The organism is Thermobacillus sp. ZCTH02-B1, assembly GCF_002159085.1.
Classification (GTDB): Bacteria; Bacillota; Bacilli; order Paenibacillales; family Paenibacillaceae; genus Thermobacillus.
The window spans coordinates 107,135-128,058 of sequence record NZ_LZRU01000035.1 but is presented as its reverse complement, the minus strand read 5'-3'; the positions used below and the strand labels follow the sequence as shown (position 1 = coordinate 128,058).

Here is a 20,924-nt window from a genome sequence, read left to right as displayed (position 1 = left end):
TCGTGCCGGCCGGAAGAGGGCGGCCGGACCGCCCTCTTTCCTGCCGCGGTGCGGATCATTGCATCGCTTCGATTTCCTTGTTCGCGGTTTCCACGGCCTTCTTCATCGCGTCTTCAAGCGATTGCTCGCCGAGGAACGCGCTGACGAACTGGTTGTTGAAGTTGTTGATGATGAGCGGACCGTACTTGCCGACCTGCCACGGCGTTGCATACGCCGAGCCCGCGACGATCGCCGCGCGGTATTCGTCCTTGTCGTAGCCGAGTTCGGCCGCGACCGACTTGCGGGTCGGCAGCGCGAAGCCCTTGCTGGTCCAGATCTTCATGCCTTCCTTGCCGGTCAGGAATTCGATCAGCTTCCAGGCTTCCTGCTTGTGCTTCGATTGCTTGTTCATGACGTAGGCGACGGTGAACGCCATCGTCCCTTTCTTGCCGTTCACGGTCGGCACTTCGGCGGTGCCGTACTCGAGATCCGGGAAGTTGTTGTCGAGGTACGGAATCGCCCAGTTGCCCTCGATCACCATCGAGACCTTCTCCTGGCCGAACATTTCACCGCCCCAGCCGGCACCGACTTCGGTCGGCTGCACGCTCGTCTTGTCGATCAGATGCTGGTCGATGACGAGCTGCAGACCTTGCAGCGCTTCGGGCGAATCGAAGACGGCCTTGCCTTCCGCGTCGACGACTTCGCCGCCAAACGCCTTGATCATGAACATCTGACGCGCGAGCTCCGGCGCCACGCCCAGTCCGTAGCGGCCGTCCTTGGTGAGGATCTTCGCATATTCGCGCAGCTCATCCCAGGTCTTCGGCGGTTCCGAAAGGCCTGCTTCTTCAAAATGCTTCTTGTTGTAGAACAGCACCAGCGTCGACATGTCCTTCGGAAAACCGTAGTAGTTTCCGTCCGCGCCCTTGAACGCGTTCAACAACGGCTCCTCGAAGTCGGCGATGTCAAATTCGTCCGTGATGTAGCCGTTCAGCGGCTCGAGCACGTTCTGATCGAACAGCGCCTCGGCTTCGGACGAGTCGAGATAGAACACGTCGCCGGCCTGGCCGCCGATCAGCCGCGTCTTGATGACGTCCATGTACTGCTCGGAGATGACCTCATACTTGACCTTGATGTTCGGGTACTTCTTCATGAATTCCTCGAGCGTCTCCGTCAGAAGCTGCTCTTCTTCGGGCGATGCGCCCCAGCCGTTGAGCGTGATCTCCACGACTTCGCCGCCGGAATCTCCCGACGAGCCGCCCGAATTGCCCGAGCCCGAGTTGCCTTCGGACGAGGACGTGTTCGCATTGCTTCCGGACGACGACGAACTGTTGTCCGATTTGCCGCCGCAGCCCGCGATGACAAGCGCCAGGGCCAGCAGGACGGTCAGGATGGTCAATCCTTTCTTTCTCATGTTTGCTGCAGAACCTCCCTTTCAATGTTGCGCATCTTGATGATGTATTGCATGAAGCACGCGCAGCTCGCAGCCGGTCGAGTTGTGCTCGACCGACACCGTCGGCGCCGCGCTTCCTTCCCGCCGCGTGACCGTCAGCGAGAGGGTTCCGGAGCCGATGCGGAGCCCGCGCACGTTCAGCCGGTTCATGCCGTCCGGCAGGGCCGGCCGAAGCCGGATGACGCCCTCCGGAACGTCGGGATCCAGGCCGAGGAACACCTGCAGGAACACAAGCGGCGTTCCCGCCGCCCATGCCTGCGGCGAGCAGGCGACCGGATACGGGACCGGGCGACCCAGGGAATCCGGATAGCCGCAGAACAGTTCCGGCAGCCGGGCGTACTCGAAATGTTCCGCCGCCCGCATGAGACCGCCGGCGACCCTGAGCGCTTCTTCCGTGAATCCCATGCGGCTCATGCCGATCAGGCAGAGCGAGTTGTCGTGCGGCCATACGCTGCCGTTGTGATAGCTCATCGGATTGTATCCGGCGGATTGCTCGCTCATCGTGCGGATGCCGTATCCGCTGAACATGTCCGGGGCCGTGAGCCGGCGGACGATCCGTTCCGCGCGGGCCTCGTCCGCAAGTCCCGTCATCAGCAGATGGCCCGGATTCGAGGTGACCGATCGCACCTGCCTCTTGTCCCGGTCAAGCGCAATCGCGTAGAACGATTCGTCCGGCATCCAGAACAACCGGTCGAACCGGAGCTTCAACTCCGCGGCGGACCGCTCAAGCGCCTCCGCTTCGGCGTTGCGGCCCAGCTTCCGGAAAATCCCGGCCATGCCCGTCTTCGCGAGGTAGACGTAACCCTGCACTTCCGCGAGGGCGATCGGTGATTGTGCGAACTCTCCGGAGTCGTGAACGATCGAGTCACCGGAGTCTTTCCAACCCTGGTTCGCGATGCCGTTCGACGAGACCGAGTGGTACTCGATGAAGCCGTCGTTGTCCAGGTCGCCGCTTTCGTCGATCCATGCGAGCGCCCGTTCGAGCGCCGGCATCAGCTCGCGGATGGCGTCCAGATCGCCGGTCCAGCGGTAATACTCGACGGCCAGGACGATGAAGAGCGGCGTCGAGTCGACCGATCCGTAGTAAGGGGTGAACGGGATCTGGTTCGTGTTCGCGAGCTCGCCGTACCGGATCTCGTGCATGATTTTGCCCGGTGTCTCGTCTCTCCAGGGGTCGACCTTGCTTCCCTGATAAGCCGCCATGGTCCGCAGCGTGCCGAGCGCGACGTCGGGATTGGCGGACAGCATCTGCAGCGCGGCGATCAGGCTGTCCCGGCCGAACGGCACCGCGTACCACGGCAGACCGGCGACGGGGAACGGACCGTGGCCGAGATCGGTGAGCAGCATGCGCAGATCCAGCATGCCCCGGCGGTAAAGCCGGTTGAAGATATCGAGGTCCGAATCGACCGACGTGGACGTCTGCTCCCAGACACGGTAAGACGCATCAAGCAGCTGCAGCGCCTCTTCGCGCGGTCTCGGCTCGGGAACGTTTTCGCCCTCGATGACGGGTGTCACGGTAAACTCGATGGTGCGCGTCTCCCGGGGCTCGAGCTCGATCGAAAACGTTACCGACCCGTCCGGTGAGACGCGGTCCGCGCGAACGTTCCAGGCGATGCGCGTCTCCCGCGCGATACCGTCGGCGCCGGCGTAGCGGATGACGATCCGCTCGTCCTGCACGCCGATTCCCGTAACGGAACCGATCCGCCCCGCCTGGATGCCGCGCACGACGAACATGTCGGCGAAGTCCGCGCCGAAGGCGAGCGTCGTTTCGAACGCGACCCGTTTCGGGCTGTAGTTCGTATACGAGACCGATTCGTACAGAACGCCGTCTTGGATGAACCGGTGGCGCAGCATTTCCACCGATTCCCGCCATAACTTGATTTGCCCGTTCGCTTCCATGTGCGGATTCGTCAGCCGGAACACGGCCTGGCAGTTCGTCTCGGCCGTGGACTCGAGCAGGACCGGTTTTACGCCGTTGATGGAAAGCTCCAGCCGGCTCAGAAACCGGGTATCCCGCGTGTACAACCCGCAGCCGTCCGTCGAACCCGGCGGGATGTCGCCGTTCTCATCCGTCAGGAGGAACAGGTCGTTTTCTTTGATGACGCGTTGCTTCAATGTAAGATCCTCTCCAGGCTCCTGTCCAAATTTCAACATCCGAAACCGCCAGATCATCCGAAACGTTTCGGATAACTGCATTATATTCTTGGTCGAAAACGTTTGCAATAGGAGACAAGACAAAAATTTTGGGTGGTTGAGAATCTGCAGCAAGTTTATTAAAATAGAAGGAAAATCTACGAAACGTTTCGGATAAGACGACTCGGAAGGTGACATCATCTCGTGACGACGATCAAGGATGTCGCGCGGGCGGCCGGTTTCAGCGTGACGACGGTATCCCGTGCGCTCAACGGTCACGATGACGTCAATCCCGAAACAAGACGGCGCATTCGCGAGGTCGCGGAGAAGCTTGGATACAGCCCCAACATTGCCGCGAGAACCCTTGTCTCGAAAAAAAGCCGGACGCTCGGGTTGCTGCTGTCCGCCCTGACCCGCAGCAGCGTGAAGGACAACATCGTGTTCGAAATGCTCTGCGGCATGAACGACCGCGCGGCAGAGCTCGACTATGACCTGGTGCTGTTCAACACGACGCCCCAGAAGCAGCGCCAGAAATCCTACAAGGCGCTGTGCAAGGAGCGGGGCGTCGACGGCGTCATCATGATGGGCATGCGGCTCGACGATCCCTACCTCGAGGAAATGCTGCATGCGTCCATCCCGTGCGTGCTGATTGACATTCCGATCGAGCGGAAGAAGAACATCGGCTACGTCATGACGGACAACGTCCAGGGGGCCATGGATGCGGTCAACCATCTGATTGCGCTCGGCCACCGCCATATCGGCATGATCAACGGCCATGCCCAGGCGGCGGTCAGCATCCGGCGGCTGGAAGGTTACCGGAAGGCCCTCGAGCGGCACGGCATTCCGTTCAACGAACGCTATGTCGAGGACGGAGCCTTCCGCGAGGACGGCGGGAAGGAAGCGGCTTTCCGGCTGCTGACGTCCTGTCCCGAGCTGACGGCCATTTTCTGCGCAAGCGACCTGATGGCGCTCGGGGCGCTGCAGGCCATCCGCGCGCTCGGGAAGCGGGTGCCGGAGGACATCTCCATCGTCGGCTTTGACAATATCGTCGCTGCGCAGTATTGCACGCCCGCGCTAACGACGGTGAACCAGGACAAATACCAGATGGGCTATCTCGCCGCGGCCGTCCTGATCGACATGCTGGAGGGGCGCCAGGTGCAGCGTTACCGCGTGATGCCCGCCGAGCTGATCGTGCGCGACAGCACGGGGCCGGTTCGGGGAAGTTGAGTGAAACCGATGAAGCCTTCGCGGGATCGGGATCCCGCGAAGGCTTCTTGTCTTGGCGCGGGTTCAGTGCGGCAGCCGGCGCAAGGGGAGCGGTGCGCAGCGATGCCGGCGCGACACATCCCGGCGTTCCGCGCGAGTTGCCGGAAAACGGAACGGCTCCCCCGGTTCAACCGGCGGTTGAATCCGCTCCCGCCGTCACATGCGGATGGAGCGAGCGGGGCATACTGGAACGGGATGACGCCGCAGACGGACGGGTCGGCGGGCGCGCGAATATGCTGGAAACAGGCCGGACGGGATCGGCCGTCCGCGGACGGCGGATATCTCTGTTGGTGAAGGAGGGCGGGGGATGCGGATCGGTGTACCGAGGGAAGTCAAGAACAACGAAAACCGCGTGGCGCTGACGCCCGCCGGGGTCAGCGCCCTGACGCGCCTGGGACACGAAGTGATCGTCGAGCGGTCGGCGGGCGAGGGCAGCGGGTTTTCCGACCGGGAATACGCGGCCGCGGGTGCGAAAATCGCGGGCTCGGCGGCTGAAGTGTGGGGCGCGGCCGAGATGGTGATGAAGGTGAAGGAGCCGACGCCGGAGGAGTACGATTTTCTGCGGCCGGACCTGATCCTGTTCGCGTTCCTGCATCTCGCGCCGCTGCCGGAGCTCACGCGGCGCCTCGTGGAGCGGAAGGTGTGGGGCGTCGCGTTCGAGACCGTGCAGCTGTCCGACGGTTCGCTGCCGCTTCTCGCGCCGATGAGCGAGGTGGCCGGGCGGATGGCCGTGCAGATCGGGGCGCAGCTGCTCGAGAAAACGCACGGCGGCAAGGGCATTCTGCTCGGCGGCGTGCCGGGTGTGGCGCCCGCGGAGGTCGTCATCGTCGGCGGCGGCATCGTCGGCACGAACGCGGCGAAGCGGGCGCTCGGCTCGGGCGCGCGCGTCACGATCCTGGACGTCAATCCGCGCCGGCTGCGCGAACTGGACGATCTGTTCGACGGACGGGTGACGACGATCATGTCGAACCCGGTCGAGCTGGAGCGGGCCGTCGAGCGGGCCGATCTGCTCATCGGAGCGGTGCTCGTTCCCGGCGCGAAGGCGCCGAAGATCGTCAGCGAGGCGATGGTGAAGCGGATGCAGCCGGGATCGGTCATCGTCGACGTGGCCGTCGACCAGGGCGGCTCGATCGAGACGATCGACCGCGTGACGACGCACGACAATCCGACCTACGTGAAGCACGGCGTCGTGCATTACGCGGTCGCCAACATGCCGGGGGCGGTGCCGCGCACGTCGACGATGGCGCTCGAGAACGCGACGCTTCCCTACGCGATGAAGATCGCGGGCCTCGGCATCCGGCAGGCGGTCCTGTCCGACCCGGCGCTCGCCCGCGGCGTGAACACCGCCTGCGGCGCGGTGACGTGCGAAGCGGTGGCGCGGGCGGTCGGCATGCCGTATGTGCCCGTCGAATCGCTGCTCAAGGTCGGAAGCGGGGCGTAGCCGCTTCCGGGCGGGAAGGCGTCCGGTCCGAAGGGAAGCGGCCGGACTGCCGGCGCCCGCAGGCTGCAGGAGGTGTGAACGTTGAAAGCGATGCTGCTGTCCGGTCTGATCGCGCTGGCCGCGGCGGCTCCGGTACCCGGGCCGCAGGATGCCGCGGACGGCGCGCTCGTGATCCGGCTGCCCGGCGAGACGCTCCGGGTCCATCGCGCCGAATTCCGGCTGCCCGCCACCGGTTTCGTCGATCCCGTCCGGTTCGAGCGGCTGGTCGCGGGGCTCGCGGCGAAGCTGGAGGTTCCGGCGGAGAACGCGAAGTTCAACGCGGACGGCTCGATCCGGCCGGAGCGGCCGGGGCGCCGGCTGGACCGGACGTCGTTCGAGGAGCGATTCTACGCCTATTTCTACGGAGATGGGGAAGCGGTCATCGAGCCGCCCGTGCGGCCGGTGCCGGCGAAGGTCGACGGCGAGCTGCTCGCCGGGCTGCACGAGAAGGTGATCGGCCGGTACGTCACCTATTACAATCCGAGGAACCGCAACCGGTCCCACAACATCGAGCTGGCCGCGAGGACGCTCGACAGCACGGTCGTGTTCCCGGGCGAGACGTTCTCCTTCAACCGGACGATCGGACGCCGGACGGTGGAGCGGGGGTATCGGGAAGCGCCCGTCATCGTGCGCGGCGAACTGTCCGAGGGAGTGGGCGGCGGCATCTGCCAGGTGTCGTCGACGCTGTTCAACGCGGTCGACAACGCCGGCCTGCAGATCGTCGAGCGATACACCCACAGCCGGCATGTCGCCTACGTGCCGCCCGGCCGGGACGCGACGGTGAGCTGGTACGGGCCGGATTTCGTCTTCCGCAACACGCTCAACCAGCCGGTGCTGATCCGTTCCTTTGCCGCCAACGGCACGATGCGCGTCGTGCTCTATTCGACCGAATCGGTCCGCCATCATCCGCGGGAAGTGCCGGGCATGAAGCCCGGGCCGATCGAGGAGGTGCGGGACGCGCTTCATCCGGGTTCGCGCTGACCGCACGGCTGCTCCCGGGGCGGCGGAAGGGCGTCGTCCCGGGCGCGCCGGAACGGCGGGCGGCCGTAACGAACGGGAATTCTTTTTGACAGTTCGGGTCGATATGCGGTATCCTAAAAATACGCTTAATTCCCGGTGGCAATGTCCGGGAAGCGGGGGAACCAGTCATGTTGGGGCGAATCGTCCGCAAGCCGGACGTAGGGGACCATCTACCCGAGCCCGTCAGCTAACCTCGTAAGCGTGAGATGGGTCTGAAATTGAACGAAGTTTCAACGGCGTGTTTTTGGTCGCCGACAGACCCCTCGCGGGTCTTTTTTCTTTCCTTTCTTCAGGCTCATCCGCAGGGCGTTATTGAATCGGCTGGTTTCTAATCCAGAAGAAAGGAGGTTAACGCAAACATTGCCATCTTACAAATCCCCGGTTTGAAAGGAGAGGCGTAAAATGGCGAAGGTGAAGTACATTACGGACATTTCGAAGATCGAGGCGCTTTCCGAAGAGGAACGGGAGCGGCTCAAGCCGGTTACCGAGAAATTCGTCTTCCGCGTGAACGATTACTATTTGAATCTCATCGACTGGAGCGATCCCGACGACCCGATTCGCAAGCTCGTCATCCCGAGCACGGGAGAGCTGCAGGAATACGGGCGCTGGGACGCATCGGACGAGGACACGAACTACGTCGTGCCCGGCTGCCAGCACAAATACGGGACGACGGCGCTGCTCATCGTCTCGGAGGTGTGCGGTGCCTATTGCCGGTACTGCTTCCGCAAGCGGCTGTTCCGGAACGACGTGAAGGAAGCGGTTGCCGACGTGACGCCGGGCCTCGAGTACATCGCGGCGCATCCCGAGATCAACAACGTGCTGCTCACGGGCGGAGACAGCCTCATGCTCGGCACGCCGCGGCTCAAATACATCATCGAGCGGCTGCGTGAAATTCCGCACGTGAAGATCATCCGGCTCGGATCGAAGCTGCCGGTATTCAATCCGATGCGGATCTATGAAGATCCGGAGCTGCTGGATCTGATCCGGAAGCATTCGACGCCCGACGCGCGCATTTACGTGATGGCGCACGTCAACCATCCGCGCGAGATTACGCCCGAGGCGAAGCGGGCCTTCGAGGCGCTGCACTGGGCGGGCGCGATCGTCGTGAACCAGACGCCGGTCCTGAAGGGGATCAACGACGACGCGGAGGTGCTCGCCGAGCTGCTCGACAGGCTGTCCTGGGCGGGCGTGACGCCGTATTACTTCTTCATCAACCGGCCGGTGGCGGGCAACCGGGATTTCGTGCTGCCGCTGGAACGGGTATACCGGCTGGTCGAGGAGGCGAAGGCGCGCACGTCCGGCCTCGGGAAACGGGTCCGCCTCGTGATGAGCCACACGTCCGGCAAGATCGAAATCCTCGCGATCGAGGGCGGGAAGGCGTATCTGAAGTACCACCAATCGCGGGACGGCGAATACGGCAAGTTCATGGTGCTGGACTGCCCGCCGGACGCGGCCTGGTTCGATGACTTGCCGGGCAGCGAGCGGTACTGGAAGAAGCCCGAGAAGAAGACGGACAAGGTCGTCTCCGCGAATGAGCTGCCGGCAGTTCCGCCAAAGCGGGTGCGGCGTTCGCATGCGGCCGAATCCGCGCGGCAGGCGGAAGCGAAGCCGTGCTGACATGGCGGCGCATGCGGTTCCGACGGATGATTTCCGCAAGCTCTGATGTTTCGGTTACGCGTCAGCGCAAGGCATCGGGGCAATGAAAAGCCCGGATCCTTCAAGAAAAGAGGGGGCCAACGCCCCCTCGATTTTTTTCCTGGCGGAGAACCGAATCCCCGAACCCGACTCGTGTGTTCCGTTGCCTGGTCCGCCGTCCCCGCATCACGCCTTCGGCACGAACGGGCCGGTCGATTCCCGCTTCACGAGCCGCGTCGGCAGCAGAATCTCCCGATACGCGTCCTCCGGGCTCTCGATGCGGCGCATCAGCTGGGCGAACGCCTCCTTCGCGAACAGGTTGAGGTCGATGTTCATCGTCGTGATCTTCGGCATGCCGATCTGCGAGAAATCGCTGTTGTCGAATCCGCAGACGGAGACGTCCTCCGGGATGGCGTATCCCATGTTCTGCAGGACGGAGCAGGCGAAGAAGGCGAAACCGTCGTTCACGCAGAACCACGCGCTCGGCTTGTCCTCCACGGCGCGGAGCGCTTCTCCGATCTCGCCGACTTCCTCGCGCACGCGGATCAGCATGTGGGCCTGCGGCGGCTCGATGCCGTATTCCCGCATCGCGAGCAGATAGCCTTCCCATCGTTCCAGGTAGCTCGGCGAGGCGCCGATGTTGCCGAGGATGCCGATCCTCCGGTGCCCGAGCTCGAGCAGGTGTCTGACGGCCAGATACGCGCCGAAGCGGTTGTTCGTGAGAACGGCGTCCGCCTCGATCAGCGGATCGTGGTGGTCGATGAGCACGGTCGGAATGCCCTTGGAGAGCACGTGATTTACATACTCGGTACTGATATGGGAAAGAATAAGCAGGCCGTCGACGTCCATCTTTTCGATGAAATCCGGCAGCAGCAGCCGGTCCCGCGCTTCCGGCGTAATCGACTGGATCCGCAGGCCGATCCCGCGGCTCTGGGCCTCGCGCTCGATCGCGAGATAGATTTCGCCGAAGAAGATTTTCATCGAGAACGCAAATTCGGACGCGATGAGCCCGATCGTCCGCACCCGTTTGTTCCTGCCGTCCGACGAACGTTTCGGCTTGTAGCGGTAGCCCATTTCGATGGCGGTCTGGATGATTTTCCTGCGGGTCTCCTCGCTGACGCCGTCCTTGCCGGACAGCGCCTGTGACACCGAGTTCTTCGACAGGTTCAGGCGGTCGGCGATATCCTGCATGACGATGCGTCGTTTCTTGGCCATGGGACCAACCCTTTCAGCGGCGCGTCGCGCCGAAAAAATCAGTTTTGTCACGTTACAAATCAATATACATGATGAAAGATAAAAAGTAAACGAAAAACGGGAAAAGTCGATGGTTTTCGAGGGAATTCCAAGGTTGTACCGTACAAAAATCAGGTTATTGACAGCGCTGTCAGCCTGATGCATAATGTGATTTGTAATGATGACAACAGCATTACAAATCTAATTTTGTCAATCTAGTCATGCTGGTGTCGTCATCTAGCAGGATGGTTTTCAACTTTAGTGCTAGGGGGTTGTGCAGATGAGCAAAAGGTTGTCCATGCTGATGTCCGTTCTCCTGGTCATCGCGCTCGTGCTGTCTGCCTGCGGCGGTAGCAAGAACAACGGCAGCAGCGGGAACGGCGGAAATACCGCGGGAACGGACGGCGGTTCGTCCGGCGGCAACGCGGACGGATCGGGACAGAAGGTGCAGATCCGGCTGTCGACCTGGGCCGGCGCCGATGAGGCGAAGGAGCTGCAAGCGATTCTCGACGATCTGAACGCCAAGTCGGATGTCTACGAAATCGTCCAGGATTCCAACCCGGCGGAATACGACACGCGCATCATCACGCAGCTGTCGGGCGACTCCGGTCCGGACCTCTTCTGGGTCAGCGCGCAGCGCGCGGCGCAATTCGCCGCCGGCGGCGTCATGCTCGACATCACGGACCGGCTCGCGAACTCGTCGCACCCGGCGGCCAACACGGACGACTACTATGAAGCGTCGTTCGGGCCGTTCACGCACGACGGCCGCATCTACGGCCTGCCCTGGCTGCAGCAGCCCGTCATGCTGTATGTGAACAAGGCGCTGTTCGACGAGGCGGGTCTCAGTTACCCGGATGAAAGCTGGACCTGGGACGACTTCATTGCGGCAGCCAAGAAGCTGACGAAGGACGCGAACGGCAAGCGCGCGGATGAAGAAGGTTTCGATCCGAACAACACGGTCCAGTGGGGCTTCACGCTGAACGGCTGGCCGCCGGTGCAAATGTTCATCTGGCAGAACGGCGGCGAAGTCATCACGGAAGACGGCAAGTCGCCGATCGACTCGCCGGAAGCGATGGAGGCGCTGAACTTCTACGCCGACCTCGTGCAGGGTCCGCTCGTTCCGTCGCAAACCATCATCCGCGACCGCGGATTCGACCAAATGTTCCGCAACGGCCAGGTTGCCATGTTCATGGGAGGCGCTGCGGACGACCTTGACCGGACCGTCGAAAACGTGCAGGCGTTCATGGTTCCGGCGGGTCCCGACGGCACGCACGTGACGTTCGCAGATATCCTCGGCATGGGCATCAACGCGAAGACGAAGAACCCGGATGCGGCCTTCCAGGCGTTCCTGGATCTGACCGACGCGATCCATCACTGGAAGATCATGCCTCCGCGGAAATCCCTGGCCGATTACGAGACGCTCAAGGAACTGCATCCGGACAAAGCGCATTCGCTTGAGGCGATCATCGCGTCGATGCAATACGGCAGACCGTACCGCTATTCGGAAAAGTATCCGGATTGGGACAACATCTTCTGGACGCAGCTCATGGATCCGATCGTCAACGCAGGCGCCCGTCCGAGCGATCTCGTTCCGAAAGTGAAGCCGCTGCTCGAAGACGCGCTGAAATAACGGCGCAGGAGAAGGAGGCAGTTCGCTGCCTCCTTCTTTGCTGAGCCGCCCGCGAAGGAACGCGACGGAAAGGAGGAAAAGGCAGTGGGACACCATCTGGCCACGTTCATCCGCTGGCTGCTCGTGCCGGTCGCGCTGGCCGGGATCGCCGTGTTGCTCTATTGGCTGTTCAGGTGGATCGGCTGGAAGAAAAAGCAGGCGATGGGGCTGGCGCTGGTCTCGCCGTGGATCGTCGGATTTCTCGTGTTCACCCTTTATCCGCTCGGCAATTCGCTCTATTTGAGCTTTACCAAGTCATCGATCTTCGGCAAGACGGAATGGGTCGGGCTGGACAACTACATCCGGCTGTTCACGCTCGACATCGAGTTCTGGCCCTCGGTCCGGATCACGCTGCTGTATGCCCTGTTCTCCCTGCCGATCGGCGTGATCGGCGCGCTGCTCGTTGCGATGCTGCTGAACAACCAGATCAAGGGCATCGGCACGTTCCGGACGATCTATTTCCTGCCCGCGGTGCTGCCCGAGGTGGCGGTGGCGCTTCTGTGGCGGTGGATGTTCAACAGCGAGTCCGGGATTTTGACCTGGCTCCTGTCGCCGATCCTGCATCTGTTCGGCATGGACAAACCGAACTGGTTCGGCGATCCGCGGTTCATTCTGCCGGCGTTCATCATCATGAGCGTCTGGGGCATCTTCGGCACGAACACCGTCGTCTTCCTCGCGGGGCTGCAGGGGGTGCCGCGTTCCCTGTACGAAGCGGCCGAGATCGACGGCGCGAACGGATTCCGGAAGTTCCTTCACATCACGGTGCCGCAGATCTCGCCGGTCATTCTGCTGCAGATCGTCATGGGCATGATCGGCGCGCTGCAGATTTTCACGATCGCGATGTTCGTCCGCCCGTCGACCGCGGCCGGCAAGTTCATGAACCAGCTCGTATACGAGCGCGGCTTCAACCAGATGCACATGGGCGAGGCTTCCGCGATCGCCTGGGTGCTCTTCCTGATCATTCTGGCGCTGACGCTGCTCGTGTTCCGCTCGTCCCCGGCGTGGGTGTACTACGAGACGGACATGAAGCGATAGGGGGGACTCACGGTCATGGCGAGAAGCTTCGCGGCTGCAAGAGTCGGACTGGGCGTCAGGCGACTGAACGCGATCAAGCGGGCGCTGATTTACATCATCGTCACGTTCCTGGCGGTCGTCATTCTCATCCCGTTCTTCTGGATGCTGTCGACCGCGCTGCAACAGGAGGGCGACATTTTCGCCTGGCCGCCGAAGTGGATTCCGGATCCGCCTCAGTGGCGCAACTTCGCGGACGCCTGGAACGCGATGCCGTTCAACCGCTACCTGTGGAACACGATATTCATCGTCGTCCTCGGCATCACGGCGGAGCTCGCGAGCGCCACGCTGGTGGCGTACGGGTTCGCGCGGTTCCGTTTTCCCGGCAGCGACTTCATCTTCCTCGTGCTGCTGGCGACGATGATGCTGCCGTTCCACGTGACGCTCATTCCGACGTTCCTGATCTGGCAGCATTTCGGACTGGTCGGCGAATTCGATCCGCTCGTGCTGCGGGCGTGGACGGCGTGGGGGCCGTTCTACATTTTCCTGTTGCGCCAGTTCTTCCTGACGATTCCGCGGGAACTGGACGACGCGGCCGAGATCGACGGCGCGAACACGTTCCAGACGTTCTTCCTGATCATGCTGCCGCAGATCCGGCCGGCGCTGCTCGCGGTCGCGATCTTCGCGTTCCGCGGCTACTGGAACGATTTCCTCGGACCGCTCATCTACCTGACCGACATGGAACTGTACACCATGAACGTCGGCATGTATTTCTTCATGGGCGGGGTCAACGAGGCGCCGCAATGGAATTATCTCATGGCGATGTCGATCCTCATCGCGCTGCCGGTCGTCCTGCTGTTCTTTGTTGCGCAGCGATATTTCATCGAAGGTATCACATTTACGGGACTCAAGGATTAAATAAATGAAAGTAGAAACGGTTTCATTTGGATGGAGGGAGAGACTGTGACGGTGCGACCGCAAATCGGCGTCCGGCGTTCACCGCTGAATCCGCTGGTTACGCCGGCCGATGTGAAGCCGTCCTTCCCGGATTGGGAAGTCCTCGGCGCCTTCAATGCAGGCGTGGCGGAATGCGATGGCGAGATCGTGTTGCTGCTCCGCGTGGCGGAACGGCCGCGCCAGACCGATCCCGGCAAGGTGTTGGTGCCGGTGATGCGCGCGGACGCGGACGGCTTCCATGATGCGGCGGTGCGCATCGTGGAGCTGGACCGCCGCGATCCGGATCTCGACTTCAGCGATCAGCGCGTCGTGAAGAACCGGCGGGGCGAGACGATCTGGCTGACCTCGATCTCGCATCTCCGCGTGGCGCGGAGCCGGGACGGCGAGCGGTTCACGATCGACGAGCGGCCGACCGTGGTGCCGGCGGGTCCGCTGGAAACCTGGGGCATCGAAGATCCGCGCATCACGAAAATCGACGGCCGTTATTACGTCACCTACAGCGCCGTGTCGGAGAAGGGCGTTGCCGTCGGGCTGTTGTCGACGGACGATTTCCGCTCGTTCCGGCGGGAAGGGACGATTCTCGCGCCGACGAACAAGGACGTCGTGCTGTTCCCCGAGAGAATCGGCGGCAAATACATGATGGTGCACCGGCCGGTTCCCGAAGGGATCGGCAAGCCCGAGATGTGGATCGCGGAGTCGCCGGACCTCATCCATTGGGGCAACCATCGCTTCCTGATGGGGCTGTCCGCAAGCGGATGGGAGAGCGCGCGGATCGGGGCGGGCTGCGTGCCGATCCGGACGGACGAGGGCTGGCTGCTCCTGTACCACGGGGCGGACCGCAGCCACCGCTACTGCATGGGCGCGGCGCTTCTCGCCCTGGACGATCCGGGCCGCGTCATCGCGCGCACGGCGGAACCGATCATGGTGCCGGAAGCGAAGTACGAAACCGACGGGTTCTTCGGCGGCGTCGTCTTCGCGTGCGGCGCGATCGTACGGGACGGCCTGGTCACGATGTACTACGGCGTGTCCGACGAATCGACGGCATCCGCAACTTTCCGACTTGACGATGTGTTTAATTTGTTAAAATAGAATTGATCCAAAGTAATAATCGCGATCATCACCCAATCCGACATCCTTACAAAACAAACAGCATGAACAGCGGAGAGGACATCTGTGATCATGGCACACTGGGAGAGCAGCGGGGTCAAATCCTGCGTCGAGTTGCTCGAGAGGTACCGTGCGAAGGGCAAGAAACCGTACTACGTGGAGAAGATTGTGTTCGAAGGGGTGGAAGGACGAGACGTCTACAACATTACGGCACCTTTCCTGATGGGCGGAGAACTCGTGATCGCCGGGAGGGTCGAAAACCGGGACAGCGAACAGTCGGAGATCCACTTTTTCAAGAGGAAGGAAGGCAAATGGGTGCTCCAACGCGATTTTCCGGTGCTGGCCCTGCAGGATCCCTTCTACACCGTCATATCGGGCGAGGTGATCATCGGCGGCGTGGAGACGTTTCCCCACCCCCAGAAACCGGGCAGTCTCGGCTGGCGGACGGTGTTCTTCAAGGAAGCGGACCTTGTCAACCGGAAGCCGTTCTTCCAGGGTCCTGATCACATGAAGGATCTGCGCCTGGTCCAGCTCAAGGACGGAAGCATCGGCGTCTTCACGCGCCCGCAGGGCGAGAAGGGCGGAAGGGGCAAGATCGGCTTCACCCGCGTCGGAAAGCTCGAGGAACTGTCGGTTGACATCATCCACGAGGCTCCGCTCCTCGAGGGACAGTTCCTCGACGAAGAGTGGGGCGGCTGCAACGAGATCCACGTGCTCCGGAACGGATTGCTCGGCGTGCTCGGGCACATCGCCCGGTTCGACGAGCAGGGCAACCGGCATTATTATCCGATGATTTTCGTATTCGATCCGAACACCGGAAAATTCTCCGACATGACGATCATCGCGGAGCGGGCCGATTTCCCCGAAGGGCCGGCGAAGCGCCCGGATCTCGTCGATGTCGTCTTCAGCGGCGGCCTGATCCGGCATTCGAACGGAACGGCCGACCTGTACGCCGGCATCAGCGACGCCGAGGCGCACCGGGTGACGATCCCCGATCCGTTCATCGCCTACGAGATATGATCGACGTCCGGAAAGCCATGAGGATCCGCACGATCAGCATCCGGGGAAGCGGCGAATGGAACGAAGACGCGCTCATCGTGCGGGAGCGGGACGGCCTGTTCGGCGTTGTGGACGGCGCCACGTCGCTGGTGCCGTTCCGCGCGCCTTCCGGTGAGACGGGCGGCGTGCTGGCGGCCCGGATCACGGCAGAGACCGTCATGGAATGGCCGCTCGGTCCGGACACGGGATGCGCGGAGCTGGCGGACATGCTCGCGGAAGCGAACCGGAGGCAGGCCGCCCGGATGGCGGCCGCCGGCATCGACCTGTCGCGCAAAGAGGCGCTGTGGAGCGCCGGCGCGCTCGTCGTGCGGGTCAGGCAGAACGCCGTCGACTTCGCCCAGGCGGGCGACTGCATGCTGGTCGCCGGCTACCGGGACGGCACGTATCGCGTGCTGACGCGGGACCAGCTGGCGGGCGTTGACCGCGAGACGCTGCGGAGATGGGCGGAAGCCGCGGCTTCCGGCGTTGCGGGCCGCGACCTCCTCTGGCAGGCGGTGCTGCCGACCATCGCGGCGGGCCGGCGGCTGGCGAACGACGGGGGACCGGGCGGCTATGCCCTGCTGAACGGCGATCCGGCGTTTGAACGGCATATCGAGTGCGGCACGATCAACCGGCTCGGGCTCCGTTTTCTGCTTCTGATGACGGACGGGCTGTACATCCCGAAGGCGGATCCGGCGAAGGCGTTCGATGCCGCGGAGACCGCAAGGATGGTGGACCGGATGGGGCTCGAAGCATATGCGGAATGGCTCGTGCAATACGAGCGGTCGGATGCCGCATGCGTGCGGTTTCCCCGGGTGAAAGTATCGGATGACAAGACGGCGGTCCTGCTGGCGTTTCCGGACGGCGGACGGTGAGCGGAACGGTGGTCCGTTCCGGTCCGGGGCGGACGTTCTGCCCGCTGCGGCAGGGCCGTGCAGGATGATACGGTTGGCGGAACAGCCGGAGGAGCGCGACAGGCGCGTTCCTCCGGCGTTTTGTTTTGCGCGCGTGTGCATGACGGAACGGAACCCGTCCCCCCATTCAGGGAACATCTTCCCTGTTGACAGATTTATTTTAATCCGATAGATTTACTGGTATTAAAACACTGTCAATTCCGAGGGGGAAACTGTGAAATGAAGAGCAGGGTCCGATTCCGCGGCGCGCTCGCGCTGATTCTCGCGGCCGTGCTGGCCGTGACGGGCTGCGGACAAGGCCAATCGGATGGCGGCAACGGCGCCGGCGGCAACGCCGGTGGCAACGCAGGCGGCAATGCCGGCAGCATTGCCGGAAACGGCGGCGCAAGCCAGGTCGGGTTGAACGTGCCGGCCAGGCTGGCCGAACGGGGCGACATCAAGATCAAAGTCATCCGCAAAATCGGGGGCGACGACCATACGGCGCAATTCCTGGCCGGCGCGAAGCAGGAAGGCGAAGCGCTCGGCTTCAAGGTCGACACGTTCTCGGCGAACGGCGATTCGGTGAAGTTCCTCGAAGCGCTCGAGCAGGCGGCGGCGGAAGACGTGGACGGCGTCATCGTCTCCCACGGCGACGACCCGGCTTCGGCCGAAGCGGTGAAGAAGCTGCGCGAGAAAGGCATTGAAGTCGTCACGTTTGACTCGATCGGCGATATGGCCGGGATCGGGGGTGTCACGATGACCGCGCAGGACGACCAGGCGCTGGCGCGCTTCGCTTTGGATCGCCTCGTGCAGGATACGGGCGGCAACGCGAACATCATCTACCTGTGGGTGGACGGTTTCCCGCCGATGGTGCGCCGCAACGCCGTCTATCAGGAAGTGCTGGCCGCAAATCCGGGCATCCAGGAACTGGAGCGGTTCGGCGTCGCGAACGAAAACACGTCGGTGGAGACGCAGAACGCGGTCGCGGCGATGCTCACGAAGTATCCGAAAGGCGAAATCGACGCCATCTTCGCGACGTGGGACGCTTTTGCGATCGGCGCCGCGCGGGCGCTGATCGAAGCCGGCCGGACGGAGATCAAGATCTACGGCATCGACGTCTCGAACGCCGACCTGCAGATCATGCAGCAGGAGGGCAGCCCGTGGGTGGCGACGGCCGCCGTCGATCCGAAGATGATCGGCGCCGTGAACATGCGGCTGCTCGCGAAGAAGCTGGCGGGCGAAGAAACGCCGGCCGAATACAACCTCGAGGCCGCGCTGATCGACCAGGAGATGCTGAAGCAGTCTTCGGGGACGGTCAACATGGAGACGCTGGCCGACATCATTCCGGGCTGGGGTCAGACGGACGCGTTCGAGGAAGACTGGATGAAGGCTCTCAAGGAAGCCAGCGGGAAGTAACGCACGGCAAAACCGGTTGAAGACAGCGCCCTTGTCCGGCCTCCGGACGGGGGCGTTTGATCTGTGCGCATCGGAGGTGGAGCGGATGGCGAGGACGGCGGAAGGGCTTCTCGAAATGCGCGGAATATCGATCGCGTTTCCGGGCGTGCAGGCGCTGGACGGCGCGGATTTCACCGCATCGGCGGGCCGGGCGCACGCGCTGATCGGGGCGAACGGCGCGGGCAAATCGACGCTGATGAAGGTGCTGGCGGGAGCGTACGGCCATTATGCCGGCGAGATCCGGATCGACGGCCGGACGGTGAACATCCGCACCCCGGGGGACGCGAAGGCGCACGGCATCCAGGTCGTCTACCAGGAGGTCGACACGGCGCTCGTCCCGAACCTCAGCGTGGGCGAGAACATCATGATGGAGAAGCTCGTTCACGAGATGAAGGGCCGGCATCTGGTCCGGTGGGGCGAAATGCACCGGGCGGCGGAAGACGTGCTCGGGCGGCTCGAAGTCCGCATCCCGACGCGCAAGCGCGCAGCGGAGCTCACGCTTGCGGAGAAGCAGATGGTGCTGATCGCCCGGGCGATGACGACGGATTGCCGCTTCCTCATCCTGGATGAGCCGACGGCGCCGCTCAGCCGGGCGGAGACGGAGCGGTTGTTCCGCCTCATCCGGCTGCTCAAGTCGCGGGGGACGGGGATCATTTTCATCTCGCACCGGCTGCCGGAGCTGTACGAAATTTGCGAAGACATCACGGTCATGCGGGACGGACGGGTGGTGGCGCGCGGCAGGCTTCCGGACATGACCCAGCAGCAAATCGTCGAGCACATGCTCGGCTCGAAATGGGAAGGACAGTTCCCGCGGCGGTCGAACAAGCCGGGCCGGGTCCTGTTCGAGGCGAAGGACATCCGCGACGGCGGCAAGGTGAAAGGCGTGAGCCTCTTCATCCGCGCCGGCGAGATCGTCGGCCTCGCCGGATTGGTCGGCGCGGGCAAATCCGAGCTGTGCCGGGCGCTGTTCGGCGCGTCCGGGACGGTCGCGGGCGAAATGACGCTGAACGGCCGGCGGCTTGCGATCGGATCGCCGCACGACGCGGTGCGCAGCGGCCTTGCGCTCGTACCCGAGGAGCGCCGGCGCGAAGGCGTCTTCGTGGACGAGACGGTCACCGCCAACCTGACGGTCGCGACGCTGTCGCGGTATACGCGCCTCGGCGCCTGGCTGAGCGCGGCGAAGGAACGGGAGGCGGCGGGCGGCATCATCAGCCGGCTCGGCGTGAAAACGCCGGGCGGCGGCGCCAGGGTTGCCAATCTGTCGGGCGGCAACCAGCAGAAGATCGCGATCGGCAAATGGCTGCTGGCCGACGCCGATGTGTACCTGTTCGACGAACCGACGAAGGGCGTCGACGTCGGGGCGAAGCGGGACATCTACGAGCTGGTGGCGGGCCTGGCGGAGCGGGGCAAAGGCGTGCTTTACGCCACCGGCGAATTGCCGGAGATCATGGGGCTGACGGACCGGGTGTACGTCATGTACGACGGCCGGATCGTCCGGGAACTGATAACGGCGCGCACGAGCGAAGATGAAATCATGCTCTACAGTACGGGGGGCACGGGAACATGAAGACGAAGAACGCGGCTGCATGGCCGGGGGGATTCAGGCTGTCCGACTGGCTGTACAAGTACGGAACGCTGCTGACCATCGTGCTCCTGGTTCTCATTTTCGGGGCGTCGACGGATCACTTCTTCAGCAACTCGAACCTGGTCAACATCCTGCGGTCGATTTCGATCGTGACGATCATCGCGACGGGGCTCACCGTGTCGCTGGCGGTCGGCGGCTTCGACCTGTCCGTCGGCTCGACGGCGTCGGTCGCCTGCGCGGTCTGCGTCTCGATGTTCGTCTGGTACGGCCAGCCGCTGTGGGCCGGCATCGCGGCGGCGCTTTTGGCCGGCCTCGTCGTCGGCCTCGTGAACGCGTTCCTCGTCACCCGGTTCAAAATCCAGGACATGCTCATGACGCTGGCGACGATGTTCGTCTTTCAGGGGCTCGCGCTCACGTATTCCCGCGGGGCGACGATTTCCGAGAACATGATTCTGCCGGGCGGAGACTTCGCGACCGGGCAGATTCCGGATGCGTTCCGCCTGCTGGGCCGGGTGCCGTGGATCATCATCATCATGCTGGTCGTCGTGCTCGCGGTGCATCTTTTCCTGAACTACACGAAATACGGGCGCTACATGTACATGATCGGCGGCAATCCGGAGGCGGCGAAGCTGTCGGGCATTCCGGTGAACCGGTACCGGCTGGCGGCTTACGTCATCTCGGCGCTGCTCGCGGGGCTCGGCGGCATCGTGCTCGGCGCGCGGGTCGGAAGCGCGGAGGTGAACGCCGGCTCCCCGTATCTGATGGAAGCCGTCGCGGCGGCGTTCATCGGCTTCTCCGTGTTCGGCGCCGGCAAACCGAACGCGCTCGGCACGTTCGCGGGCGCGGTGCTGATCGGCGTGCTGTCGAACGGGCTCATCATGCTGTCCGTGCCGTATTACGCGATGGACATCGTAAAGGGCGGCGTGCTGGCGGCCGCGCTGGCGATCACGTACATCCGCGGGCGGCATTGACGGGGACGGGCGAGGGGAAATCGGCGCCCTGCCCCCCGCGGC

Annotated in this window: 16 protein-coding genes and 1 riboswitch; of the genes, 13 read left to right on the top strand and 3 right to left on the bottom strand. The window is 63.3% G+C overall.

Features of this window, described 5'->3' with window-relative positions; translation table 11 throughout:
• Positions 1-55: 55 nt before the first annotated feature.
• Together A9Z00_RS14060 and A9Z00_RS14055 are read right to left on the bottom strand one after the other, a co-directional pair.
• Complete coding sequence (locus tag A9Z00_RS14060) at positions 56-1,390, bottom strand: ABC transporter substrate-binding protein (protein WP_296978753.1); 1,335 nt, start codon at positions 1,388-1,390, stop codon at positions 56-58.
• A gap of 21 nt (positions 1,391-1,411) precedes the next feature.
• Positions 1,412-3,544, bottom strand: a complete 2,133-nt coding sequence (locus A9Z00_RS14055) for an amylo-alpha-1,6-glucosidase (RefSeq protein ID WP_296978750.1) — start codon at positions 3,542-3,544, stop codon at positions 1,412-1,414.
• A gap of 222 nt (positions 3,545-3,766) precedes the next feature.
• Here A9Z00_RS14055 and A9Z00_RS14050 point away from each other — a divergent pair, with 222 nt between their 5' ends.
• From A9Z00_RS14050 to A9Z00_RS14035, 4 genes are all read left to right on the top strand, one after another.
• Complete coding sequence (locus A9Z00_RS14050) at positions 3,767-4,789, top strand: LacI family DNA-binding transcriptional regulator (protein ID WP_296978747.1); 1,023 nt, start codon at positions 3,767-3,769, stop codon at positions 4,787-4,789.
• 346 nt (positions 4,790-5,135) lie between these two features.
• Positions 5,136-6,269, top strand: a complete 1,134-nt coding sequence (ald, locus tag A9Z00_RS14045) for an alanine dehydrogenase (RefSeq protein ID WP_296978744.1) — start codon at positions 5,136-5,138, stop codon at positions 6,267-6,269.
• Positions 6,270-6,350: 81 nt separating this feature from the next.
• Entirely contained in the window at positions 6,351-7,289 is a 939-nt protein-coding gene (locus A9Z00_RS14040; RefSeq protein ID WP_296978741.1) for a VanW family protein, read from the top strand.
• 112 nt (positions 7,290-7,401) lie between these two features.
• A riboswitch (cyclic di-AMP (ydaO/yuaA leader) is annotated at positions 7,402-7,546 on the top strand.
• Positions 7,547-7,730: 184 nt separating this feature from the next.
• Positions 7,731-8,945 carry a KamA family radical SAM protein gene (locus A9Z00_RS14035; protein ID WP_296978739.1) on the top strand — a complete coding sequence of 405 codons (1,215 nt, stop codon included), beginning with the start codon at positions 7,731-7,733 and terminating at the stop codon, positions 8,943-8,945.
• Between the two features lie 204 nt (positions 8,946-9,149).
• On the opposite strand, the gene A9Z00_RS14030 is transcribed toward A9Z00_RS14035, so the two are convergent.
• Entirely contained in the window at positions 9,150-10,178 is a 1,029-nt protein-coding gene (locus tag A9Z00_RS14030) for a substrate-binding domain-containing protein (RefSeq protein WP_296978735.1), read from the bottom strand.
• Between the two features lie 298 nt (positions 10,179-10,476).
• Here A9Z00_RS14030 and A9Z00_RS14025 point away from each other — a divergent pair, with 298 nt between their 5' ends.
• From A9Z00_RS14025 to A9Z00_RS13985, 9 genes are all read left to right on the top strand, one after another.
• Positions 10,477-11,826 (top strand): ABC transporter substrate-binding protein, encoded by a 1,350-nt coding sequence (locus A9Z00_RS14025; protein WP_296978733.1) that lies wholly within the window; start codon positions 10,477-10,479, stop codon positions 11,824-11,826.
• Between the two features lie 84 nt (positions 11,827-11,910).
• Positions 11,911-12,900 carry a carbohydrate ABC transporter permease gene (locus A9Z00_RS14020; protein ID WP_296978730.1) on the top strand — a complete coding sequence of 330 codons (990 nt, stop codon included), beginning with the start codon at positions 11,911-11,913 and terminating at the stop codon, positions 12,898-12,900.
• A 15-nt stretch (positions 12,901-12,915) separates the two neighbouring features.
• Positions 12,916-13,794: a carbohydrate ABC transporter permease gene (locus A9Z00_RS14015; protein ID WP_296978727.1), complete on the top strand. Its 879-nt coding sequence runs from the start codon at positions 12,916-12,918 to the stop codon at positions 13,792-13,794.
• 45 nt (positions 13,795-13,839) lie between these two features.
• Complete coding sequence (locus A9Z00_RS14010) at positions 13,840-14,922, top strand: glycoside hydrolase family 130 protein (RefSeq protein WP_296978724.1); 1,083 nt, start codon at positions 13,840-13,842, stop codon at positions 14,920-14,922.
• A gap of 90 nt (positions 14,923-15,012) precedes the next feature.
• The gene (locus tag A9Z00_RS14005; protein ID WP_296978721.1) at positions 15,013-15,960 is read left to right on the top strand and encodes an MTP-1 family protein; all 948 of its coding nucleotides are present in this window, start codon (positions 15,013-15,015) and stop codon (positions 15,958-15,960) included.
• Positions 15,961-15,977: 17 nt separating this feature from the next.
• A complete protein-coding gene (locus A9Z00_RS14000) occupies positions 15,978-16,853 on the top strand; it encodes a PP2C family serine/threonine-protein phosphatase (RefSeq protein ID WP_296978718.1) in 876 nt (291 codons plus the stop codon).
• Between the two features lie 258 nt (positions 16,854-17,111).
• Entirely contained in the window at positions 17,112-18,287 is a 1,176-nt protein-coding gene (locus A9Z00_RS13995) for a sugar ABC transporter substrate-binding protein (RefSeq protein ID WP_296978715.1), read from the top strand.
• An 85-nt stretch (positions 18,288-18,372) separates the two neighbouring features.
• Entirely contained in the window at positions 18,373-19,893 is a 1,521-nt protein-coding gene (locus A9Z00_RS13990) for a sugar ABC transporter ATP-binding protein (RefSeq protein WP_296978712.1), read from the top strand.
• Positions 19,890-20,882: an ABC transporter permease gene (locus A9Z00_RS13985; RefSeq protein WP_296978709.1), complete on the top strand. Its 993-nt coding sequence runs from the start codon at positions 19,890-19,892 to the stop codon at positions 20,880-20,882. The genes A9Z00_RS13990 and A9Z00_RS13985 overlap by 4 nt, the downstream gene beginning before the upstream one ends.
• Positions 20,883-20,924 lie beyond the last annotated feature (42 nt).